The sequence below is a fragment of the Bacillus toyonensis BCT-7112 genome (assembly GCF_000496285.1).
Classification (GTDB): domain Bacteria; phylum Bacillota; class Bacilli; order Bacillales; family Bacillaceae_G; genus Bacillus_A; species Bacillus_A toyonensis.
In genome coordinates, this window is record NC_022781.1 from 2,994,875 (window position 1) to 3,015,160 (window position 20,286).

The following is a 20,286-nucleotide window of genomic DNA, read 5'->3' on the forward strand; positions in this document are numbered from 1 at the left end:
AAGGGGAGTTTTTATATGAACAAATACAAGAGCTTGATTTATGAAGAAAGAAAAGCTTTAAAGGTATTTATATTATTATTCTATATTATATTTTTTTCATATGACGCTATATATTATTTTGTATATCCTGCTATGAATATTAATGGAACAACGGTAGGATGGCCAGAAGGAAGCCTTGGGATAGGCGTATATATATTTGTAATAGCATTATTCCCTATTTCAATGTATCTTCAAAAAAGAGGTTATGTATATTCTATAAAATATTTATTTTTATTTGGCTACATGTTTATCAATCTTATAAATAATTTAATGATTTATTTGCGAACGGATAGAGCTTTTGAACATGGTAGTATGGTAGAAATGTTATTAATTTTATTTGCACCGGTTTTCGTGAACAGAAAATATTTTTATTTAGTTTCCTTTAGTGTAATTGGAAAGTACGTACTTTTTACATTGATACTACAAGATCTAAAAGTTGTGATTCCGCTTGTCTTATGTGTATTCTATTTCATTATTTCACATTCTTTGTTGAAACGATTTCAATCTTATGTAAGAACGGTTGTTGAAATGATGAACAATATGAAAGAGACGGAAAATTTAGCTGTAATTGGGACTATGTCTACAACAATTGCGCATGAAATCCGAAATCCATTAACGGCTTTGAAGGGGTTTACGCAAATGCAAAAAGAAAGAAACCCTGAAGATATGATGAGCTATGAAATAATGTTACAAGAAATTGAGAGAATTAACGGATTTGTTAGCGAATTGATGTTATTAGGAAAACCGAAACCAACAAATTATGAATGGTGTAACATACGGGAAATCCTTTTATATGTTGTGCAGTTAATGGAAAGTTATGCGAGTCAATATAAAGTGAAAGTTTATTTGCAAATAGATGGAAACTTACCCGTTATAAACGGTGATGATAAACAATTAAAACAAGTGTTGTTAAATATTATTAAAAACGGAATAGAATCAATGCCAGAAGGTGGGGATATTCATATTCGGGCATATGAAAAAACTAAGGGGTATTTGTGTATTGCTGTCGAGGATCAAGGATTTGGTATAGAGGCAGGAAAATTAGAGAAGATTGGAAAGGCTTTTTACACAACGAAGGAGAATGGTACAGGGCTTGGTTTAATGATTACATATAAAATTATTAAAGAACATCAAGGGAGTATCACGATTCAAAGTAGTATGGGTGTGGGAACGAAAGTGGAAATTTATTTACCGACGATGTAGCGAAGTAGAAGAAAATATTTTTCAGAAAAGTGTTCTTCTTGTGTAAATATAAACATTTAATAAAATGTTTCAAGAAGGGTTTTTTTTATAAAATACTTCGTTTATAATGGAGGAAAATATCGACATGAGATTGGTTACTCATGTAACGGTTCGGTAGTGTTATGAAAAGAAAAGAAGGGGTGCCCGCGCATCCTTTTTTCTATGCAGATATGATGAAAGAGGTGGTATTGATGGAATTAACATTAAATTCGACTGTATGCTTACACACGATTCAATTTCGAAAAGAGCAAAAGAATTATATTGTAAAAGATACAATTACAGGAGAAAAATATGAAATGCCGCCACTTTGGATTGATGCATTGGCAATGATGCGTGACGGTTTTTTATTGGGAGAAATTGAGGAGAAATTAAAAGAAGAGTATCCAGCAGAAGAAGTAAATATACTAGCATTCACGAGGCAACTGTTAGAGCTAGAACTTGTTGGAATGGTAGATGGGGAAGAGATAGCTTGTACAAAGAAGAAAGAGAAAGATTATTTAGCTTGGGTACGTCCCCGGTTGGAACAATTTTTCCTTAATGTAAATAAAAAATATAGAAGCAAAGGTCAGTGATGATCTTTGCTTTTTTGTAGTCCATATTTTAAAAAATAACAGCGAATGCCCTTGCGAAAGCACCGTCACTATTTTTAATTTTTAAAGGTGCTGCTGAGAAAAAGAAACGTTTCGCTTTAATAGCATCTAGATTTGTTAAGTTTTCAATTAAGAAAATATTATTGCCTAACAGTATGTGATGAATGGGTGATGTTTCTGTCGTTACCTCATCGGGAGAAATAAAATCTAAACCGACTGATTTTACTTTTAATTCAACTAGTTCTTCAGCTAATTCTTCGGAAAGATAAAATGCTTCTTTCTCATAAGCTTCTGTATTCCATTTATTAGATAGATTAGAATGGAAAATGACAATATCGTCTTTTTTTATGTCGGCATTATGCAATACTTCTTTAGGGAGTTTTCTCTCTTGAACATGAGTGACATCGATGAGAACTGCTTCACCTACAAACTGATCAAGGGGCAATTGATCAATCGTTGTTGCACCAGAAATAAAATGCGCAGGAGCGTCGCAATGTGTACCGACATGAACGACCGAATGGAAATCTGTAACTTGATATCCTGTTTCTTCAACGCTTGTAATGGCTTCTAGTTGGATTGTTGGTGTTCCGGGAAATTGAGACATATTATTTTCAAACGTTTGTGATAGATCAATTACTTTCATTTTAAATACCTCCAATATATGTTTTTCAAATAATAAAAAGCCCATCTTTCATGATCAAGAAAGATGGGCTTTACATACTAGTTGCGTTTTATCTTCCAAAATGCAATGCATTTTGCAGGAATTAGCACCTATTCAGTTCTTATAAACTGAGGTTGCTGGGCTTCAAAGGGCCGGTCCCTCTGCCTCTCTTGATAAAGGTTTATTCAGTTTCGGAATTCGAAATATTCATGATATTTAAATTGTAATTCATTTCCTTTTTTCATGCAATACAAATTAGGTGTTCACCCAAATAAAGTTGCTCGCATATTGTAGCTTATGTAAGTAGACTGTTGCGAAGGAGTGAGTGCAGTGACAGGGAATGTGTTAAATTATTATGCTGGTGGTAATACAGCTAGAGGATTTCATAATTTATACGAAGAGAATTTAAAAGGGCTAGATAGGTTGTTTATTTTAAAGGGTGGTCCAGGAACGGGAAAATCTTCTTTAATTAAGGCAATAGGTCGTGAATGGGTTGAAAAAGGATATGATATTGAGCTTTTGCATTGTTCTTCTGATAATAAGTCGGTTGATGGGGTGATTATTCCAAAATTAAAAGTAGGAATTGTTGATGGAACATCACCGCATGTTATTGAGCCGAAAATGCCAGGAGTTATTGAAGAGTATATAAATTTAGGAGTTGCTTGGGACTCAGGTAAATTAAGAAAGCAGAAGGTAGAAATTGAACGGTTTGTATCAGAAGCGAGCAAGGCTTTCAAATCTGCTTACGGATGTTTTAAAGAGGCATTAGTTATACATGATGAGTGGGAGAAAATATATATTAATAACATTGATTTTAATAAAGCAAATGAACTAACAGATCAGCTAATTCAGAAATTATTTGCAGATAAAAAGGGGCAACAATCGATTGTGAAACATCGTTTTTTAGGAGCTGCTACACCGAAAGGAGCAGTTGATTTTGTTCCTAATTTAACAGAAGGATTGCCACATCGTTATTTTATAAAAGGACGCCCGGGCTCTGGAAAATCAACAATGCTCAAAAAGTTATCGAAGGCAGCAGAAGAAAAAGGTTTTGACGTTGAAGTATATCATTGCGGATTTGACCCGAATAGTCTTGATATGGTTATTGTAAGAGAATTAGGATTTGCAATTTTTGATAGTACCGCACCACATGAATATTTTCCAAGTCGCGTGGGTGATGAGATTATAGATATGTATGCTCTTATTGTTAAACCGGGGACGGATGAGAAGTATGCTACAGAAATTCGTGACGTTTCCATTCAATATAAAGCAAAAATGAATGAGGCGATGTCTTTCTTAGCAAAAGCAAAATCAGTTCGTGATAAATTAGAACGAATTTATATTGCTGCCATGGATTTTTCAAAAGTGGATGCATATAAAGAGGAAATTCAAAAAGAGTTTGAACGAATTACCGCTACTGTAATTGAAAAGAAAAAATAGTCTTTGTTAAACTGTCAGAAAAATTCTGGCAGTTATTTTAGTGTGTAGTAAAATTAATAGTATATTTGTCGAATTTCCAAGGAAATAATCAAAAAATGGGGATGGTATGAAATGAGAGAAAAAATTGAATTAGAGTTAGAAAGAATTGAAGAAGAGAATGATGTGAAAATTTTATTTGCAGTGGAATCGGGGAGTCGTGCTTGGGGATTTCCATCGAAAGATAGCGATTATGATGTTAGGTTTGTTTATATACATCCGGTAGAATGGTATTTATCAATTCATGATAAACGTGATGTAATTGAATATCCAATTAGTGATGACTTAGATATAAGTGGCTGGGATATTAAAAAGGCATTACAACTGTTTGCGAAGTCAAATCCAGCTTTACTTGAGTGGATTCGATCACCAATTTTTTATTCGAAAAACTCTAACTTTCCAGAGCAGCTTCAGCAAATGAGTGAAAAGAATTTTGATCCAAAAGCAACGATATATCATTACTTACATATGGCTTCAAAAAATTATCGTGAATTTTTGCAAGGCGAGAATGTAAAGTTGAAAAAGTACTTTTATGTATTACGTCCTATTTTAGCTTGTCAGTGGCTAGAAGAGAAAGGGACATTACCTCCAGTAGAATTTAATCGTTTGATTACAGAACTATCTATAGAACGTAGTGTATTGAATGAGATTGAGAAGTTGTTAATAAAGAAAAAAGCGGGTACGGAATTAGATGTTGGATTGAAAATTCAAGTGTTAAATCAATTTTTAGAAGAACAAATTGATTATTATCAGCAATACGTGAAAGGGATTGAAAAGGGATTAGGGATTGATATTGAGAGTTTGAATACACTATTTAGAAATATGTTGTTTGAAGTAAATAAAAAAGAGCACAAGTAAATTTGTGCTCTTTTTTTATCCCGCTATTTGTGGGAGCCTTACTGCCCGTAAACGCCTGATTGGTGTGGACTAATAATCAGCTGGGGATGCACCTCAACACTGATTAAAGTTTCACTTTATTTTGTAGGAATAAAGAAAACAGATATAGCTGCGATAAGACCTGCAAAAGAGAATAAGTAAAAATTCCATGCTAAGTCATATTGCATTGTCATAATAATACCGACAAGAATAGGTCCAGCAATTGCACCAACTCGGCCAAGTCCAAGTCCCCAGCCTAAGGAGGTAGCTCGTATATGTGATGGGAAGTATTGTGTTACATAAGCATTTAATATTTGAGTAATACCGACTGATCCAATTCCAGCAAGACCAATTAAAAGATAAATGATTGTAACAGATGGTTTAATTGTTAGTAGTCCAATACATATGGCTGCCATAAGATAGGAGATGCTAATAACAATTTTTGCTCCTATACGATCGGCAATCGCCCCAGCAAATAATGCGCCGATAGCTGCAGTAATATTTAGCATAAGTAGAAATGATAAACTAGATCCAAGAGGATATCCTGCCTGACGCATCATCTGTGGTAACCAAGTATTTAAACCGTATATTAAAAACATTCCCATTATATAAGTGATCCAAAAAAGTAGCGTTGCTTTTATGTATTCTTTTGAGAATAACGTAAGAAATCCATTTTTCTTTTGTATATTAGATGGTGCTTCAGAAATTTCATCTTTTACATGGAATTCAATTTGAAAGCGATTAAGAATTTTGTTCACTTCTTCTTGTCGATTCCGCGATAATAAAAATTGAATGGACTCAGGTAAATAAAGAATAATGAAAGGAATGAGGAGTAGCGGAATCATTCCGATGCCAAACATAATTCTCCATCCGAAATCTTCTAACATAAACATGGATAAAATAGCACCTAACACGATACCTAAAGGATAGCCGGTAAACATAAGAGCATAAATAAAAGATTGCCGTTTTTTTGATGAATATTCAACAGTAAGTGCGGAAGCCGTTGGGATAACACCGCCTAATCCGATTCCTCCGATAAATCGAGATAGCCCAAATACTTCAGGAGAAGGAGCAATTGCAGCTAAGCCCATTGTGATAGAAAAAAGAGCTAAACAGCATATAAGTGTCCACTTTCGTCCAATTAAATCTGTAATGGTTCCGATTAGAATAGCGCCAATAAACATCCCAAATAGAGCATAGCTGGCAATTGTTCCAGCTTGAGCTGGTGATAGTGCCCAGCTGTTGTCTTCTAAAAGCTTTGGCAGAACGGCACCGTAAATACCTAAATCATATCCGTCAGCTAGAATGGCGAGCCAACAAATAAAAACAACAAGTTTTGTAATAGAGCTTGAAAAGATAGTTTCTGTAGATTCTAGATGAGGTGGAGCAGAAGGTTGCATAGTATTCACCCCTTTTATTTGTAGATGAATATATTATTTTATTTACTGTTAATATTCCCCTTCTTATGTCGAAATTTATATGAAAAGGTGTCATGAAAAACAAAGAAGTTCAACAGGATTCTTGTTGAACTTCTTTGTTTTTTTATTCGTTATCAACTCGTTTTAATGGTTGATCTGCTGGCCCTTCCATAACATCGCCATCAATTGAAAAACGAGAACCGTGGCAAGGACAATCCCAAGTACAATCACCGTTATTCCATTCAACTTCACAGCCGAGGTGTGTACAAGTCGTATCGACGATATGTAGTTTTCCTTCTTTATCTTTATAAGCACCTGCTCGTTTACCGTTGACATGTACAACGGATCCTTCGCCAACTTCAAGATCCTCTGGTTTACGTAATGCAGTTTCAAGTTTCCCTTCAATTAAATGTTTAGCAACATCAATGTTTTGAGAAAGGAATGTTTTTATATCTGGATTTGCATGAAAGCGTGATGGTGCAAACAGCTCTTTATATGGGCTGTGGACTTTTAGAATGGAATCCTTCAGTAAATGAGCTGCAGCAGTTCCTGTTGTCATTCCCCATTTGCGATATCCAGTTGCAACAAATATATTTGGATTGCTTTCGTTAATATGTCCGATATAAGGGAGCTTGTCTAGCGTAATCAAATCTTGCGCTGACCATCTATAGGGAACTTCATCTAATCCAAAAGTTGCTTCAGCAAAAGAATAGAGTGCTTCATAATGAAGCATCGTATTTATTCCCTGTCCCGTTTTATGGCTCTCTCCGCCAATCAAAATCAACTTTTCTCCATTGTTTGTTATATAGCGTAAGGAGCGTTTTGGATCATCAATACTTAAATACATGCCACCTGGATAATCTGTTTTTGCTTTTATTGCAAGAGCATAGGAGCGTTCTGCGTACATTCGCGTAAAGAAAAAGCTATTCGCATCATAAAAAGGAAAGTGAGAACAAGAGACGACATATTCACAAGTGATGCGATGCCCCTCTTTTGTAATTACTTGTGGATAATCTCCTTTTTCCACATCCATAGCTGTTGTTTGTTCATAGACCTTTCCTCCCATCTCCACAAACTTTTCTAAAAGTGTTTTCAAATAAAGGAGGGGGTGGAATTGCGCTTGATTTTTCATTACAAGTGCAGATTGTACTGGAATAGGAATCGATAGAGATTGAACATAGTCACAAGGTATATTTAATTTTTGATAAGCTTCATATTCTTTCGATAAATTTCTTAAACCGTTATCAGTAGTTGTATACAAGTATGAATCTTCATTTGAAAAATTACAGTCGATTTTATATGTTTGCACAGTGTCATTTATGAATTGTAGAGCATGATTATTTGATTCATAGTAAAGCCTGGCTTTTTCCACACCGAAATGATTTATTAATTCATCGTAAATAAGATCATGTTGTGCTGTTACTTTTGCTGTTGTATGCCCAGTCGTTCCGTTTAAAATACGACCAGAATCAATTAAAACAACATCGATGCCTTCTTTTGCAAGTAAATAGGCAGTAGTAATACCTGTAATACCAGCACCGATAATAGCAACTTTTGTCTTTATATTTTCGGATAAACGAGGGAAAGTAGGAAACTGAGTAGATTCAATCCAATAAGATAGCGGCAGTTGTGGAAATGTATCACTTGTCATTGCGGAAACCTCCTGATTTTAGAACAATTTTCCTTTTAATATTTCCATAATATATGAAATTCATGTGTGTTGTTTTAGAAGTAGTCTATTTTTATTAAAAGAGGTTATAAATTATTTTAATATAATTAATTAGATGGGGCATTATGAAGTGGTAGGATTTATATAAAACTAAATTCAAGTGATTCTGTTTGTTGATTACATAGGGAGTTATTGAATGAGATAGAGTCTATGGCGTTTAAGAAAATGTCTATATATAGTGGGTAAATCCTTATGGAATCTATACATTTTCTTTAGTGAAATAAAGTATGATTATAAAAATATAACCACCTTTTATTACTAGGTCATAAAAGGTGTTGACAATATAGAAATTCTATTGTTATGATTCATCATGTGGAAAGGTTGATAGAGAGTAAAAAGAGAAATGTTTTTCATTGATAATAAAAGCGAAAAATAAGTGACGATAGAGTGAGTATATTTTCCTTATAATAGATGCTTTTTGGATCATCTAGTAAAATCAATCTGGAAGCAAGAATTGATATATGTAAGTTGCGCAAGGCGCGGCATAAGAAAGGAGCAAAAGGATGAAGGAGCTTCATACGTTTGGGTGGTATGCAGCACGTGTATCACCACATTTGCCGAAAAAAGCATTTAAACCAGTGCCTACTCGTTTATTTGGTGGACTGGCTTATTTGCTTGTGGCATTGGCGGGGTTAATATCGATTGGTGTATTTGAATTGAATGTGTGGGCGAATCTAGGAATTGCGATTGTTCTTGGATTATGTTTTGCTTCACTTGGATTTTTAGGGCATGAAATTTTACATGGAACTGTTGTAAGAAAGGCATGGCTTCGTGATTTCTTAGGCGCGATTGCATTTATGCCATTATCAACAGGACCAAAACTTTGGAGAAAGTGGCATAATGCAACTCATCATGTTCATACACAGCATGAAGAGAATGATCCAGATGCATGGCCGACACTTGAGAAGCTTAAAAAAAGTAAGTTTTTAAGTTGGGTATATCGTATGCCTCTTCATGTACGTTCATTCTTTAGTTTCCTGTCACTAACAATTCAATTTACATTGCATTCAACTCGAATGTTCTTTCATTTTATAAAAGAATTTAAGTCATCGAATCAAAAATCTGTATGGCTTCAACTTCTTTTGCCTTGGACAGTTTGGATTAGTTTATTATTTATTATGGGACCTGGAAAATGGTTATTTGCATATGTGATTCCGTTGTTAATTGCTAACTTTATTGTAATGGCATATATCGCAACAAATCACCGCTTAAATCCAATTGTTCCAGTAAATGATCCGTTAGCAAACTGTTTATCAGTAACAGTGCCGCGCTGGGTAGACGTTTTACATTTCAATTTCTCGTATCATACAGAACATCATCTGTTCCCTGCTATGAGCTCTAAATACTATCCGTTAGTAAAAGAGAAGATTAAAGAAATGTGGCCGGAACGTTATCACGAAATGCCGATGACAAAAGCATTGGCAGCACTTTGGAATACACCACGTGTGTATTATCACGGAAGTGAATTAGTTGATCCGCATAGAGAACATTTCTACGGTTCTTTAGGAAATGGATTAGACCCTCATAATATTTCATATCGTGAGGAACATATAGAAGAAAAAGAGAGTATTAAAAAAGTAAATCAGTAAAATTTGATATATTTTGCAGTGAAAAAGCAAGCCATCTCAGGCTTGCTTTTTTTTATAAAGAAACTTCTTTTTTATTCTTTGTATGGACTTGGATAGAGTTTGTCTCTTTGCGCTGTAATCGTTTTTCTAAAAGGTTAACAAAATAAGTAAATAGGAGAACGAGTACGAGATAATATAAACCAACGATTACATATGTATCTAATTGTTGGAAGTTACTTGCGGCAATTGATAAACCCGATCCCCATAATTCGGACAGTCCTACGTAAGCAACAAGTGAGGAATCTTTCAATCCAATAATAAATTGATTACCTAGAGGAGGAAGAGATAGACGAAATGCTTGTGGTAATATAATTCGGCGCATCGCCAAAGGGTAAGGCATGCCTAAAGAGCGAGCAGCTTCTAATTGTCCACGGTCAACGGATTGAATGGATCCACGGAAAATTTCGGTAATATATGCACCGTTATGAATTGCTAAAGCAATTGCTCCTGCCCAAAAAGGGGTGAACACAACAACAGATGTAATACCAAAATAGAGAATTGCGATTTGAACAATTAAAGGTGTACCACGAATAATGGCGATGTAGACATGAGCGATACTATTTAGAACTTTATTGTTAGAGATTCGAAAGAAAGCGAATAGTAATCCAATTAATGAGCCGAGTACTAGGGAAGTTAATGTTAATTGTAATGTGACAATAGTAGCTTTTAAGAGTGTGGGGTAGGTAGAGATAAAAATTTCAAACATGCGTTTCACCTCATAGTGTATAGATTTTAGTAGGGAATGAAATACCCCACATAAAAAGTGGGGCATGATTTATGGAATCTTTGAATAGTTAACTTACTTCGTTTTTGCCTCTTCTCCAAGAATATTACGACCAAACCATTTTTTACTAATCTTTTCGTACGTACCATCTTTAATGATTTCATCTAAAGCTTTATTTACTTTTTTAACCATTTCTTTATCATCTTTGCGAATAGCAATTCCCATTTCATCAAGATTTAATGGTTTTCCAGCTTCTTTTATATTTGATTTACCTTCTTTAATCATTCGAAGACCAACCATTTGATCAGTGATTACTGCGTCCACACGCCCAGGCTCTAAGTCCATAAGAGCGGTAATATCACTATCGTATTCTGTAATTTGATCTGTATGTTTTGAAACAAGAGTTTTAAAGGTACTAGCTTTTACAACACCAATTTTCTTTCCTTTCAAATCTTCTGGAGAAGAGATAGACGTATTCTTTTTAGCTACGAAAATCTGGGCACCAGAGCGATAATATGGGTTTGAGAAACTAACAGCTTTTAATCGTTCTTCTGTAATGGCCATACTTCCTAATATCGCATCATATTTTTTTGATTGTAGACCTTGAATTAGCGTTTCCCACGGATTTGTAATAGGAGCGGGTTTCATTCCCATCTTTTTCGCGAGCGCCTCACCTATTTCTACATCAAATCCGGCAAGTTTTCCGTCATTTTCTTTATAGTTAAAAGGTTTGTATAATCCACTCATCGCATAACGAAATTCCTTTTCACCATTTGATGAAGTAGTCGAGCTTTCCTTACTACAGGCTCCCAGTATGAATGATGTACATAGTGTAATACTCGCAACAATGGTTAATAGTTTTTTTTTCATAAGACCCCTCCTATATATTGATCATACGGATGGTTTTAAGTATGTTATCGAGATATTTTATTTGGACAATTAGTTGTGCACCGTATGAATGTATTTCTTTACGTTTGAAATAGAAGTTACATTATAAAACGTTACGTAAAAACTGTTTTACTCGTTCATGTGATGGAGCTGAAAAGAATTGCGCTGGCGGAGCATCCTCTACAATTTTTCCGTCATCCATAAAGATGACGCGATCAGCTACATCTCTTGCGAAATTCATTTCATGAGTAACAATCACCATTGTCATTCCTTCTTCAGCAAGTTCTTTCATAACTTGCAATACTTCTCCAACGAGTTCAGGGTCTAAGGCTGAGGTAGGTTCATCAAATAGCATAATTTTAGGATTCATAGCAAGAGCTCGTGCAATCGCAACGCGTTGTTTTTGACCACCTGAAAGTAGGTGAGGAGTTACATCCGCCTTATCTTGTAGGCCGACTTTTTGTAGGAGTTGATTCCCAACGTCCTTCGCGTCTGCTGTTTCCAATTTTTTTACGTGAATAGGTGCTTCTATGATGTTTTCTAGTGAGGTCATATGAGGAAAGAGGTTAAAGTGTTGAAAAACCATACCGACATTTTCACGGACTTTGTTTAAATTTGAATGCTTTGGATCAATTCGTTCACCTTGTAAGTGAATTTCACCTTCATCGTACATTTCTAAAAAGTTAAGACAACGAAGTAATGTACTTTTGCCGGAACCACTGGCACCGATTAAAACAACAACTTCTTTTTCTTTTACTTCTAAATCAATTCCTTTTAAAACATCAAGTGAGCCAAATGATTTTACTAGATTTCGAACTTGAATCATACAAAACCCCCAGTCAAAAATATATTTTACAAATGTTGCCCCTTATTTCTGTTATTAGTCATAAATTGTCAGAATCCTTTATTTTTTTCAGGGGATTTAATATTCAAAGAAATAATGATTTTTAAAATCACTATATCTTTCTATAACGAAAATATGGATAATAATATATAGGTAGTACTTATATTGCTTATAAGAAGGGGGAAAGAAGAGATGGGAAAAGAAAGAAAAACATTTTCCTTTGGCTTGCGTATACAGCTTATGTTATTTACTACAATTCTAGCTTTCATTACATATTCAACAAGTTTAATTTTCATTTACGTTATATATGATTATTTTCAAAGTTATGTAAGTCAAACTGTTTATAATATTATCGTTATGTTATTAGGTGTAGTATGGTCTGGAATTTTAGCGTATGGGGCAGCAATATTTTTAATTAAACCACTTCGAAAGTTGGAAGAAGCAGCAAGGAAAGCGGCTGAAGGTGATATTCGTGAAGATGTCCCATTGCCAAAGACCGATGATGAGATAAAATCTTTAAGTGTTGCATTTAATATGATGCTAGGGAACTTAAGGGGCATGGTAAAAAATATCGATACTACATTTTCGTATACAAATAATCAAGTTCAGCAAATTAGAAAACAAACAGGTGAAGCGACAAAGCAAGCACAAGGTGTGTCTGAAACCCTTGCGGAGATTTCTTCCGGTGCCGAGCAATCAGCAGCATCGATTCAAGCGATCGTTTCTACTGTTGATACAACGACTTCTATTGCAAATGAAGTAGAAGGAAAAGCAAAACAGTCTGACGAGTTGTCTTCAGAAATGGTTCAAGCTTTAGGACAAAGTACACGTGTCTTTACTTCTTTAATTCAAGGTATTCAAACATTGGCGAGAGAAAATGAAGATTCGATGGAAAATGTACAGAAATTAGAAGAGCGAATGAAACAAGTTGAACACATTGTTTCTGTTGTGAGTGAGATTGCTAGCCAAACAAATTTATTAGCACTCAACGCTTCTATTGAGGCAGCTCGTGCAGGAGAGCATGGAAGGGGCTTTGCGGTTGTAGCAGAAGAAGTACGTAAACTTGCTGATGAAAGTGATCATTCCGCAAGAAACATATCGCAGTTATTACGGAATATGCAAGATGAAGTACAGCAAGTCGCATTGAAAATGACAGAGCAGGTGAAGACAGCTAAAGAAGAGGCAAAACGCGGAGAAGCTACAGAATTAATTTTAAAAGAAATGTCATCAAGTGTTATGGAAGTAGCCGATGCAACTAAGCAAATTAGTAATTATATGAATGAACAAGTGAATCACATTTATCAAACAGGAGCACAAACAAAGGCTGTAGCAGCAATTGCGGAAGAAACGTCAGCTGGTTCACAAGAAGTGGCACGTGTGACGTTGCAACAGTCTAAAAATATGATAGCAATCGATCAATTATTAAAAGACTTAGAGAAACAATCAGCGGATTTAAAACAAACAATTGAACGGTTTTCAATGTAAAAGGGAAGAACAGAATGCTGTTCTTCCCTTTTTTTAGCTAGATTTAATATCTACAGTTAAAAAGTATAAACTATGAACGTTTCCGCAACATTCTTTTCTGTCCCTTTCGGATGAAAATTATAGCGAGCTATAATATTAAAAGGGGTGTCTTTTATGAAAAAAGAAAAAAGACAACGATTAATTAAACAATTTGTAAAGGAGTATGAAATAGAGAAGCAAGAAAGATTAGTAGAATTGTTAGCAAAAAAAGATGTATTAGTAACACAAGCTACAGTTTCTCGAGATATTCGTGAGTTAAATTTAACGAAGGTACCTTCTCAAGAAGGATTAATGATATATAAATTTTTCTCAGAAGAGCATTTACAAACTGATATAAAGTTAAAGAAAAAATTACGAGAGGTTGTTGTAAAAATTGATTGTGTAGATCAATTAATGGTTATTAAAACATTACCCGGTAATGCACATGTTATTGGTGTTTTGTTTGATGAGCTAGATTGGAAAGAAAAAATAGGATGTGTATGTGGAAATGATACATGCCTTATCATTTCTCAGTCAAAATCAGATAGGGAGATTTTAGAAGAAAGGTTAAATTTAATTATTTAGATGCAAAATCCTGTTTTTAATAAAAATTAAAAACAGGATTTTTGTTTAAATACGGAAGTTAAATATTCAACATATATGCGTAATATATGTGTTTTTTTATTGAAAAATCGGGATGAAGTGTTATAAAAATACAAATTCATATGATTTTAAAAAAATAACTTGTTTAATATTTCACAATGATAATGTGGATGCTTTCACAAAGATGAAGGCGCGTAGCATTTATTATGTACTTGTAAGACATCAAACATATTTAAAAGGAGGTACAACAAATGAAGCATCCGATACATGTTACTTCAGAGATTGGGGAATTACAAACAGTTTTATTAAAACGACCTGGTAAAGAAGTGGAAAACTTAACGCCAGATTATTTGCAACAATTATTATTTGACGATATTCCATACTTACCAATTATTCAAAAAGAGCATGATTATTTTGCACAAACATTACGCAATCGGGGTGTTGAAGTTCTTTATTTAGAAAAACTAGCTGCTGAGGCATTAGTAGATAAAAAACTTCGAGAAGAATTTGTTGATCGTATTTTAGAAGAAGGACAGGCTGACGTAAATGTTGCACATCAAACTTTAAAAGAATATTTACTTTCCTTTTCAAATGAAGAATTAATTCAAAAAATTATGGGTGGTGTACGGAAAAACGAGATTGAAACAAGTAAGAAGACACATTTATATGAATTAATGGAAGATCATTATCCGTTTTACTTAGACCCAATGCCTAATTTATATTTTACTCGTGATCCAGCAGCTAGCGTGGGCGATGGATTAACGATAAATAAGATGAGAGAACCGGCGCGTAGACGTGAATCATTATTCATGGAGTACATCATTAAATATCATCCAAGATTTGCAAATCACAATGTGCCAATTTGGCTAGATCGTGATTATAAGTTTCCAATTGAAGGTGGCGATGAGCTAATTTTAAATGAAGAAACAATTGCAATTGGAGTATCTGCCCGTACGTCAGCTAAAGCAATTGAACGTTTAGCTAAAAATCTTTTTAGTCGACAAAATAAAATTAAGAAAGTGTTAGCAATAGAAATTCCAAAATGCCGAGCATTTATGCATTTAGATACAGTGTTTACAATGGTTGATTATGACAAGTTTACAATTCACCCAGCCATTCAAGGGCCAAAAGGAAATATGAATATTTATATTTTAGAAAAAGGTCCAGATGTGGAAACTCTTAAAATTACACATCGCACTTCTTTAATGGAAGCATTAAAAGAGGTATTAGGTTTAAGTGAATTAGTTCTTATTCCTTGTGGAGGAGGAGATGCAATTGCTTCCGCTCGTGAACAATGGAATGATGGTTCTAATACATTAGCAATTGCGCCAGGTGTAGTTGTTACATATGATCGCAACTATGTATCCAATACGTTATTGCGGGAACATGGTATAGAAGTCATTGAGGTGCTAAGTTCGGAATTATCTCGTGGGCGTGGGGGTCCACGTTGCATGAGTATGCCAATTGTTCGTAAAGATATTTAGTATAAATAACGGAGAAAGTAGGGATGAAGTATGTTAATGACTAGACCAAATTTAAAAGGAAGAAGTTTTCTAGCTGAAAAAGATTTTACACAAGAAGAATTATTATATTTTCTAGATTTAGCAGCAGAATTAAAAGAGAAAAAGAAAAACGGTGTCTCACATCATTATTTAGAAGGTAAAAATGTAGCGCTATTATTTGAAAAAACCTCTACTCGTACGCGATGTGCATTTACAGTAGCATGTACAGATTTAGGTGCGAACCCTGAATATTTAGGGAAAGGTGATATTCAGCTTGGAAAAAAAGAATCCGTAGAGGATACAGCAAAAGTGTTAGGACGTATGTTTGACGGAATTGAGTTTCGTGGATTTAATCATGAAACTGTAGAATCTTTAGCACAAAATTCTGGTGTACCGGTTTGGAATGGATTAACAGATATGTGGCATCCAACACAAACACTTGCAGATTTATTAACAATTAGAGAACATGTAGGGAAATTAAAAAATGTGAAGCTTGTTTACGTTGGAGATGGACGAAATAATGTTGCTAATAGCTTACTAGTTGGTGGAGCGATTGTTGGAATGGATGTACGTATTTGTACACCGGAATCTTTATGGCCAGAGCAAGAAGTAATTGATTTAGCAAAAAAATATAATGAACAGGTAATGATAACAAGTAATGTGGAAGAAGCTGTTGCAAATGCAGATGTAATTTATACAGATGTATGGGTGTCTATGGGAGAAGAAGAAAAATTTGCTGAACGTGTCGAGTTATTGAAACCTTATCAAGTAAATATGAAAATGATTAAAGAAACAGGGAATGAAAACGTGATTTTCTTACATTGTTTACCCGCATTCCATGATGTTGAAACGATGTATGGTGAGGAAGTTTATGAGAAATATGGGCTGAGAGAAATGGAGGTAACTGACGAAGTATTCCGCAGTAAACATTCAAAAGTATTTGATCAGGCTGAAAATAGAATGCATACAATTAAAGCGGTTATGGCAGCTACTTTAGGAAACATGGAGTAAAGAAGAAAGGGGGTCTTCCTTTCTTCTTTCTCCTCCTTTAGACACTATCATTCACTATTGCTTTCGTATTGTTATTGCAATTAAAGAGAGGTGAGTGGAATGGGTGAAGATAAGAAATTAGGGTTGTTTACATTAACGGCGCTTGTAGTGGGGTCTATGATTGGCGGTGGAGCATTTAATTTAGCAAGTGATATGGCAAAAGGTGCTGGTGCTGGAGCCATTATTATTGGTTGGGTTATAACAGGAATTGGGATGATTGCGCTTGGATTATCTTTTCAAAATCTAACTGTAAAACGGCCAGATTTAGATGGTGGTATTTTTAGTTATGCAAAAGCAGGATTTGGGAATTTTATGGGATTTAATAGTGCGTGGGGATATTGGCTATCTGCCTGGCTTGGTAATGTAGCTTACGGCACATTATTGTTTTCTTCATTAGGGTATTTCTTCCCAATCTTTGAGGGCGGTCAAAATGTAGCATCCATTATTGGTGCAAGCGTATTATTATGGTGTGTTCACATGTTAATTTTACGTGGAGTTCAATCAGCAGCACTTGTGAATTTAGTAACTACAATCGCAAAATTAGTACCTGTATTTGTATTTATTGTTATAGGAATCTTCGCGTTTCATATTGATACGTTCCTAGATGGATTTTGGGGACAAACTGGTTCTTTTTCATGGGGAGCAGTTGGCAGCCAAGTTAAAAGTACAATGCTTGTAACTTTATGGGTGTTCATTGGGGTAGAAGGGGCTGTTGTTTTATCAAGTCGAGCAAAAAATAGAAGTGATGTAGGGAAAGCAACGGTTATTGGCTTAATTGGTACACTCATCATTTACATTTTAATTACATTACTGTCTCTTGGACTTATGCAGCAAGCAGATATTGCTAATTTAAAAAATCCGTCTATGGCTTATTTATTTGAAAGTGTTGTTGGAAAATGGGGTGCTATCTTTATTAATTTAGGTTTAGTTATCTCTGTATTAGGTGCTTGGTTAGGTTGGACTTTACTCGCATCTGAAATTCCGTATTTGGCGGCTAAAGACGGAGTATTTCCAAAATGGTTTGCAAAAGAAAATAAAAATAAAGCTCCAATAAATTCATTATGGATAACAAATGGCTTAATTCAAATGTTCTTATTAACATTCGTCGTTTCCGATCAGGCGTATAACTTTGCATTCTCATTAGCATCTTCAGCTATTTTAATCCCATATGCTTTTTCAGCATTTTATCAACTGAAGCATAGCTTAAAGTCTGAAGAAGCGGATCGAAATAAAAATATAATAATTGGTTTGATAGCAAGTATGTACGGTGTGTGGTTAGTTTATGCAGCTGGTTTAGAGTATTTATTATTAACAATGACTTTATATGCGCCAGGTATTTTTATTTTTTACAATGTTCAAAGGCAAAAGAGTTCGAAGCAAATATTTACTCGAGTGGAATTAGCATCATCGGTAGCAATTGGTGCTTTAGCATTCTTTGCGATTTATGGATTAATTACAGGCAGTATTACTTTATAAAGCGTTGTGAAATCGAAATCAACTGGAGGGCTGAAATATGGCACGAAGAAAAATTGTAGTTGCACTAGGGGGAAATGCGATACAGTCTGGAAAAGCTACTGCGGGAGCACAGCAAGAAGCGTTAGAAAAAACAGCGGAACAACTTGTGAAAATAATGGAAAATGATGTAGATATAGTAATTGCGCATGGAAATGGTCCACAAGTGGGAAATATTTTATTACAGCAAAAAGCTGCAGAAACGGAAAAGACACCTGCAATGCCATTAGATACTTGTGGTGCAATGAGCCAAGGGATGATTGGATATTGGATGGAAAATGCGATTGAAAAGGCATTGAAAAAAAGGAATATAAAAAAAGACGTAGCAACGGTTATAACACGCGTTGTCGTGGATGAAAAAGATGAGGCATTTAAAAATCCAACTAAACCAATTGGTCCTTTTTATACAGAAGAAGAGGCCAGAAGATTAATGGAAGAAACAAAAGCAGTGTTTAAAGAAGATGCTGGCAGAGGGTGGAGACGTGTTGTTCCATCACCGAAGCCTGTAAGTATTCATGAACATAAAGTAATTAATTCTTTAGTTGAGGATGGAAATATAGTGATAGCTGTTGGTGGTGGTGGAATTCCAGTAATTGATTCTGAAGAAGGGTTAAAAGGAACTGAAGCGGTTATCGATAAAGATTTCGCTGCGCAGAAATTAGCTGAATTAGTAGATGCCGATACGCTCGTAATTTTAACTGCAGTTGATCATGTGTATGTAAATTATAATCAACTGAATCAAAAGAAATTAGAGCATGTCACAGTGAATCAATTAGAAGAATACATGGAAGAACAACAATTTGCTGCGGGAAGTATGCTTCCAAAAATTGAAGCTGCTATTAATTTTGTTAATACAAATCCAAAAAGAAAAACAATTATTACGTCTTTAGAAAAAGTATATGAAGCACTAGAAGAAAAAGCTGGTACTATTATTTCTAAACAGAATGTATGCATGTATGTTTAAATAATTATGTACGCTATTTATTAGTAAAAAAGAATGGAGTTAGTAACTTCATTCTTTTTATGTATTAATATTTTTTGTACTCATTGTTCATAAAGTTTTCATGATGAAATCTGAATATATAAGTTAATTATGATAAAATTAAATTTGAATACGCTTTCTTGATTTTTCGCTCCAACATACAGCAAGAGAGAGGGAATCTTATGAATAGACGGAACGTAGTTAAAGATTTAAAGCAATTTGAATTATTTGCTCATTTAACAGAAAAGAAATTGAAAGGTTTGACGGAGTTTGTCTATTGGCGAACTTATAAAAAGGGTCAATTTTTATTTTTAGAAGGGGATTCAAGAGAAAGAATTTACTTCATGTTAGATGGTTTTGTAAAGTTAGAGCGGGTAAATCAAAGTGGAAATTTATTATATGATGACTATGTAAAGCGGTATTCTATTTTTCCTTATGGTGGTATGTTTACAGACAGAGGATATAACTATACGGCAGAAGCGATGACAGATGTAGAGGTATATTATATTCCGACAGTAATTTTTGAAGATATGGTGAAATCTAGTAGGACGCAATTAATGTACGTTGTTCAGCAATTATCATCAATATTAAAACTAAACGAAAATCGAGTGCAAAACATTACAATTCCTAATGCACAAGATCGAGTCATTCAAACATTAAATTATTTAATGCAAGATTTAGGAGAACAGAGTGGCGAAACGATTGTAATTTCATGCCCACTTACAACAATTGAAATATCGAAAATATCTGGTACGTCTCGAGAGACGGTTAGCGGCGTATTAAAACAATTAAAAAACGATAGTATTGTTACAATTCTGGATAAAAAAATTACAATACATAATCCAACATATTTTGAGGAAATCTCTATGTGAAAATTGCATATGGATTTTCTAATTCATACTGTATATTAATAAAGTTCTTTATATATTTATAAGGAGCTTTTTTACGTTATCCTCTATAAAAAGATTGTATAGCATGGTAATAATAGCTAAAATCGATAATAAAAAAGTAAGGGGAAG

The 20,286-nt window shown here is 34.4% G+C and carries 18 protein-coding genes, 1 pseudogene and 1 riboswitch; of the genes and pseudogenes, 13 read left to right on the plus strand and 6 right to left on the minus strand.

From position 1 onward, the window contains the following. Window positions 1-15 precede the first annotated feature (15 nt). Window positions 16-1,242 (plus strand): ATP-binding protein, encoded by a 1,227-nt coding sequence (locus BTOYO_RS15460; protein WP_001046090.1) that lies wholly within the window; start codon window positions 16-18, stop codon window positions 1,240-1,242. A gap of 230 nt (window positions 1,243-1,472) precedes the next feature. Then, window positions 1,473-1,853, plus strand: coding sequence for a hypothetical protein (locus BTOYO_RS15465; protein ID WP_000424106.1), 381 nt, complete (start codon window positions 1,473-1,475; stop codon window positions 1,851-1,853). Window positions 1,854-1,881: 28 nt separating this feature from the next. On the opposite strand, the gene BTOYO_RS15470 is transcribed toward BTOYO_RS15465, so the two are convergent. Next, on the minus strand, window positions 1,882-2,514 hold the full coding sequence (locus BTOYO_RS15470; protein WP_000862990.1) for a cyclase family protein: 633 nt from the start codon (window positions 2,512-2,514) through the stop codon (window positions 1,882-1,884). 85 nt (window positions 2,515-2,599) lie between these two features. Further along, a riboswitch (SAM riboswitch) is annotated at window positions 2,600-2,712 on the minus strand. A gap of 150 nt (window positions 2,713-2,862) precedes the next feature. On the opposite strand from BTOYO_RS15470, the gene BTOYO_RS15475 reads away from it, so the two are divergent. Together BTOYO_RS15475 and BTOYO_RS15480 are read left to right on the plus strand one after the other, a co-directional pair. Next, on the plus strand, window positions 2,863-3,972 hold the full coding sequence (locus BTOYO_RS15475) for a PRK06851 family protein (protein ID WP_000147480.1): 1,110 nt from the start codon (window positions 2,863-2,865) through the stop codon (window positions 3,970-3,972). Window positions 3,973-4,083: 111 nt separating this feature from the next. Continuing rightward, window positions 4,084-4,866: a nucleotidyltransferase domain-containing protein gene (locus BTOYO_RS15480; RefSeq protein ID WP_001208227.1), complete on the plus strand. Its 783-nt coding sequence runs from the start codon at window positions 4,084-4,086 to the stop codon at window positions 4,864-4,866. A gap of 116 nt (window positions 4,867-4,982) precedes the next feature. Here the strand turns inward: BTOYO_RS15480 and BTOYO_RS15485 are convergent, their stop codons facing one another. Next, entirely contained in the window at window positions 4,983-6,284 is a 1,302-nt protein-coding gene (locus BTOYO_RS15485; RefSeq protein ID WP_001183103.1) for an MFS transporter, read from the minus strand. A 142-nt stretch (window positions 6,285-6,426) separates the two neighbouring features. Next, window positions 6,427-7,953 (minus strand): FAD-dependent oxidoreductase, encoded by a 1,527-nt coding sequence (locus BTOYO_RS15490; RefSeq protein ID WP_000199981.1) that lies wholly within the window; start codon window positions 7,951-7,953, stop codon window positions 6,427-6,429. 581 nt (window positions 7,954-8,534) lie between these two features. Here BTOYO_RS15490 and desB point away from each other — a divergent pair. Beyond that, window positions 8,535-9,620 (plus strand): Delta(10) desaturase DesB, encoded by a 1,086-nt coding sequence (desB, locus tag BTOYO_RS15495; protein ID WP_000661221.1) that lies wholly within the window; start codon window positions 8,535-8,537, stop codon window positions 9,618-9,620. Between the two features lie 52 nt (window positions 9,621-9,672). Here the strand turns inward: desB and BTOYO_RS15500 are convergent, their stop codons facing one another. The 3 genes from BTOYO_RS15500 to BTOYO_RS15510 all read right to left on the minus strand — a co-directional run bounded on the left by BTOYO_RS15500 (window position 9,673) and on the right by BTOYO_RS15510 (window position 12,097). Next, on the minus strand, window positions 9,673-10,365 hold the full coding sequence (locus tag BTOYO_RS15500; RefSeq protein WP_000461553.1) for an amino acid ABC transporter permease: 693 nt from the start codon (window positions 10,363-10,365) through the stop codon (window positions 9,673-9,675). 93 nt (window positions 10,366-10,458) lie between these two features. Next, window positions 10,459-11,253 carry an ABC transporter substrate-binding protein gene (locus BTOYO_RS15505; RefSeq protein WP_000728039.1) on the minus strand — a complete coding sequence of 265 codons (795 nt, stop codon included), beginning with the start codon at window positions 11,251-11,253 and terminating at the stop codon, window positions 10,459-10,461. Window positions 11,254-11,374: 121 nt separating this feature from the next. After that, on the minus strand, window positions 11,375-12,097 hold the full coding sequence (locus tag BTOYO_RS15510; protein WP_000616930.1) for an amino acid ABC transporter ATP-binding protein: 723 nt from the start codon (window positions 12,095-12,097) through the stop codon (window positions 11,375-11,377). Between the two features lie 375 nt (window positions 12,098-12,472). On the opposite strand from BTOYO_RS15510, the pseudogene BTOYO_RS28325 reads away from it, so the two are divergent. The 8 genes and pseudogenes from BTOYO_RS28325 to BTOYO_RS15545 all read left to right on the plus strand — a co-directional run. Next, a pseudogene (locus tag BTOYO_RS28325) lies at window positions 12,473-12,610 on the plus strand (HAMP domain-containing protein); the annotation flags it as partial. Between the two features lie 63 nt (window positions 12,611-12,673). Beyond that, a complete protein-coding gene (locus BTOYO_RS15515; protein WP_406565772.1) occupies window positions 12,674-13,600 on the plus strand; it encodes a methyl-accepting chemotaxis protein in 927 nt (308 codons plus the stop codon). A gap of 153 nt (window positions 13,601-13,753) precedes the next feature. Then, window positions 13,754-14,203, plus strand: coding sequence for an arginine repressor (gene argR, locus BTOYO_RS15520; RefSeq protein WP_000711836.1), 450 nt, complete (start codon window positions 13,754-13,756; stop codon window positions 14,201-14,203). A 269-nt stretch (window positions 14,204-14,472) separates the two neighbouring features. Beyond that, the gene (gene arcA / locus BTOYO_RS15525; RefSeq protein ID WP_000682324.1) at window positions 14,473-15,705 is read left to right on the plus strand and encodes an arginine deiminase; all 1,233 of its coding nucleotides are present in this window, start codon (window positions 14,473-14,475) and stop codon (window positions 15,703-15,705) included. A gap of 30 nt (window positions 15,706-15,735) precedes the next feature. Further along, window positions 15,736-16,734 (plus strand): ornithine carbamoyltransferase, encoded by a 999-nt coding sequence (gene argF / locus BTOYO_RS15530; RefSeq protein WP_000930305.1) that lies wholly within the window; start codon window positions 15,736-15,738, stop codon window positions 16,732-16,734. Between the two features lie 99 nt (window positions 16,735-16,833). Beyond that, complete coding sequence (gene arcD / locus BTOYO_RS15535) at window positions 16,834-18,249, plus strand: arginine-ornithine antiporter (RefSeq protein WP_000503405.1); 1,416 nt, start codon at window positions 16,834-16,836, stop codon at window positions 18,247-18,249. A gap of 37 nt (window positions 18,250-18,286) precedes the next feature. Beyond that, window positions 18,287-19,249: a carbamate kinase gene (gene arcC, locus BTOYO_RS15540; RefSeq protein WP_000113957.1), complete on the plus strand. Its 963-nt coding sequence runs from the start codon at window positions 18,287-18,289 to the stop codon at window positions 19,247-19,249. Between the two features lie 200 nt (window positions 19,250-19,449). After that, complete coding sequence (locus BTOYO_RS15545; protein WP_001081909.1) at window positions 19,450-20,139, plus strand: Crp/Fnr family transcriptional regulator; 690 nt, start codon at window positions 19,450-19,452, stop codon at window positions 20,137-20,139. Window positions 20,140-20,286 lie beyond the last annotated feature (147 nt).

What these genes read in the sequence shown, in the direction of transcription:
- BTOYO_RS15510 (WP_000616930.1), bottom strand. Translation starts at nt 12,097, where the DNA reads ATGATTCAAGTTCGAAATCTAGTAAAATCATTTGGCTCACTTGATGTT.
- arcA (WP_000682324.1), top strand. Translation starts at nt 14,473, where the DNA reads ATGAAGCATCCGATACATGTTACTTCAGAGATTGGGGAATTACAAACA.
- arcC (WP_000113957.1), top strand. Translation starts at nt 18,287, where the DNA reads ATGGCACGAAGAAAAATTGTAGTTGCACTAGGGGGAAATGCGATACAG.
- BTOYO_RS15545 (WP_001081909.1), top strand. Translation starts at nt 19,450, where the DNA reads ATGAATAGACGGAACGTAGTTAAAGATTTAAAGCAATTTGAATTATTT.
- BTOYO_RS15515 (WP_406565772.1), top strand. Translation starts at nt 12,674, where the DNA reads ATGGTAAAAAATATCGATACTACATTTTCGTATACAAATAATCAAGTT.
- argF (WP_000930305.1), top strand. Translation starts at nt 15,736, where the DNA reads ATGTTAATGACTAGACCAAATTTAAAAGGAAGAAGTTTTCTAGCTGAA.
- BTOYO_RS15465 (WP_000424106.1), top strand. Translation starts at nt 1,473, where the DNA reads ATGGAATTAACATTAAATTCGACTGTATGCTTACACACGATTCAATTT.
- BTOYO_RS15485 (WP_001183103.1), bottom strand. Translation starts at nt 6,284, where the DNA reads ATGCAACCTTCTGCTCCACCTCATCTAGAATCTACAGAAACTATCTTT.
- desB (WP_000661221.1), top strand. Translation starts at nt 8,535, where the DNA reads ATGAAGGAGCTTCATACGTTTGGGTGGTATGCAGCACGTGTATCACCA.
- BTOYO_RS15480 (WP_001208227.1), top strand. Translation starts at nt 4,084, where the DNA reads ATGAGAGAAAAAATTGAATTAGAGTTAGAAAGAATTGAAGAAGAGAAT.
- BTOYO_RS15490 (WP_000199981.1), bottom strand. Translation starts at nt 7,953, where the DNA reads ATGACAAGTGATACATTTCCACAACTGCCGCTATCTTATTGGATTGAA.
- arcD (WP_000503405.1), top strand. Translation starts at nt 16,834, where the DNA reads ATGGGTGAAGATAAGAAATTAGGGTTGTTTACATTAACGGCGCTTGTA.
- BTOYO_RS15500 (WP_000461553.1), bottom strand. Translation starts at nt 10,365, where the DNA reads ATGTTTGAAATTTTTATCTCTACCTACCCCACACTCTTAAAAGCTACT.
- argR (WP_000711836.1), top strand. Translation starts at nt 13,754, where the DNA reads ATGAAAAAAGAAAAAAGACAACGATTAATTAAACAATTTGTAAAGGAG.
- BTOYO_RS15470 (WP_000862990.1), bottom strand. Translation starts at nt 2,514, where the DNA reads ATGAAAGTAATTGATCTATCACAAACGTTTGAAAATAATATGTCTCAA.
- BTOYO_RS15460 (WP_001046090.1), top strand. Translation starts at nt 16, where the DNA reads ATGAACAAATACAAGAGCTTGATTTATGAAGAAAGAAAAGCTTTAAAG.
- BTOYO_RS15505 (WP_000728039.1), bottom strand. Translation starts at nt 11,253, where the DNA reads ATGAAAAAAAAACTATTAACCATTGTTGCGAGTATTACACTATGTACA.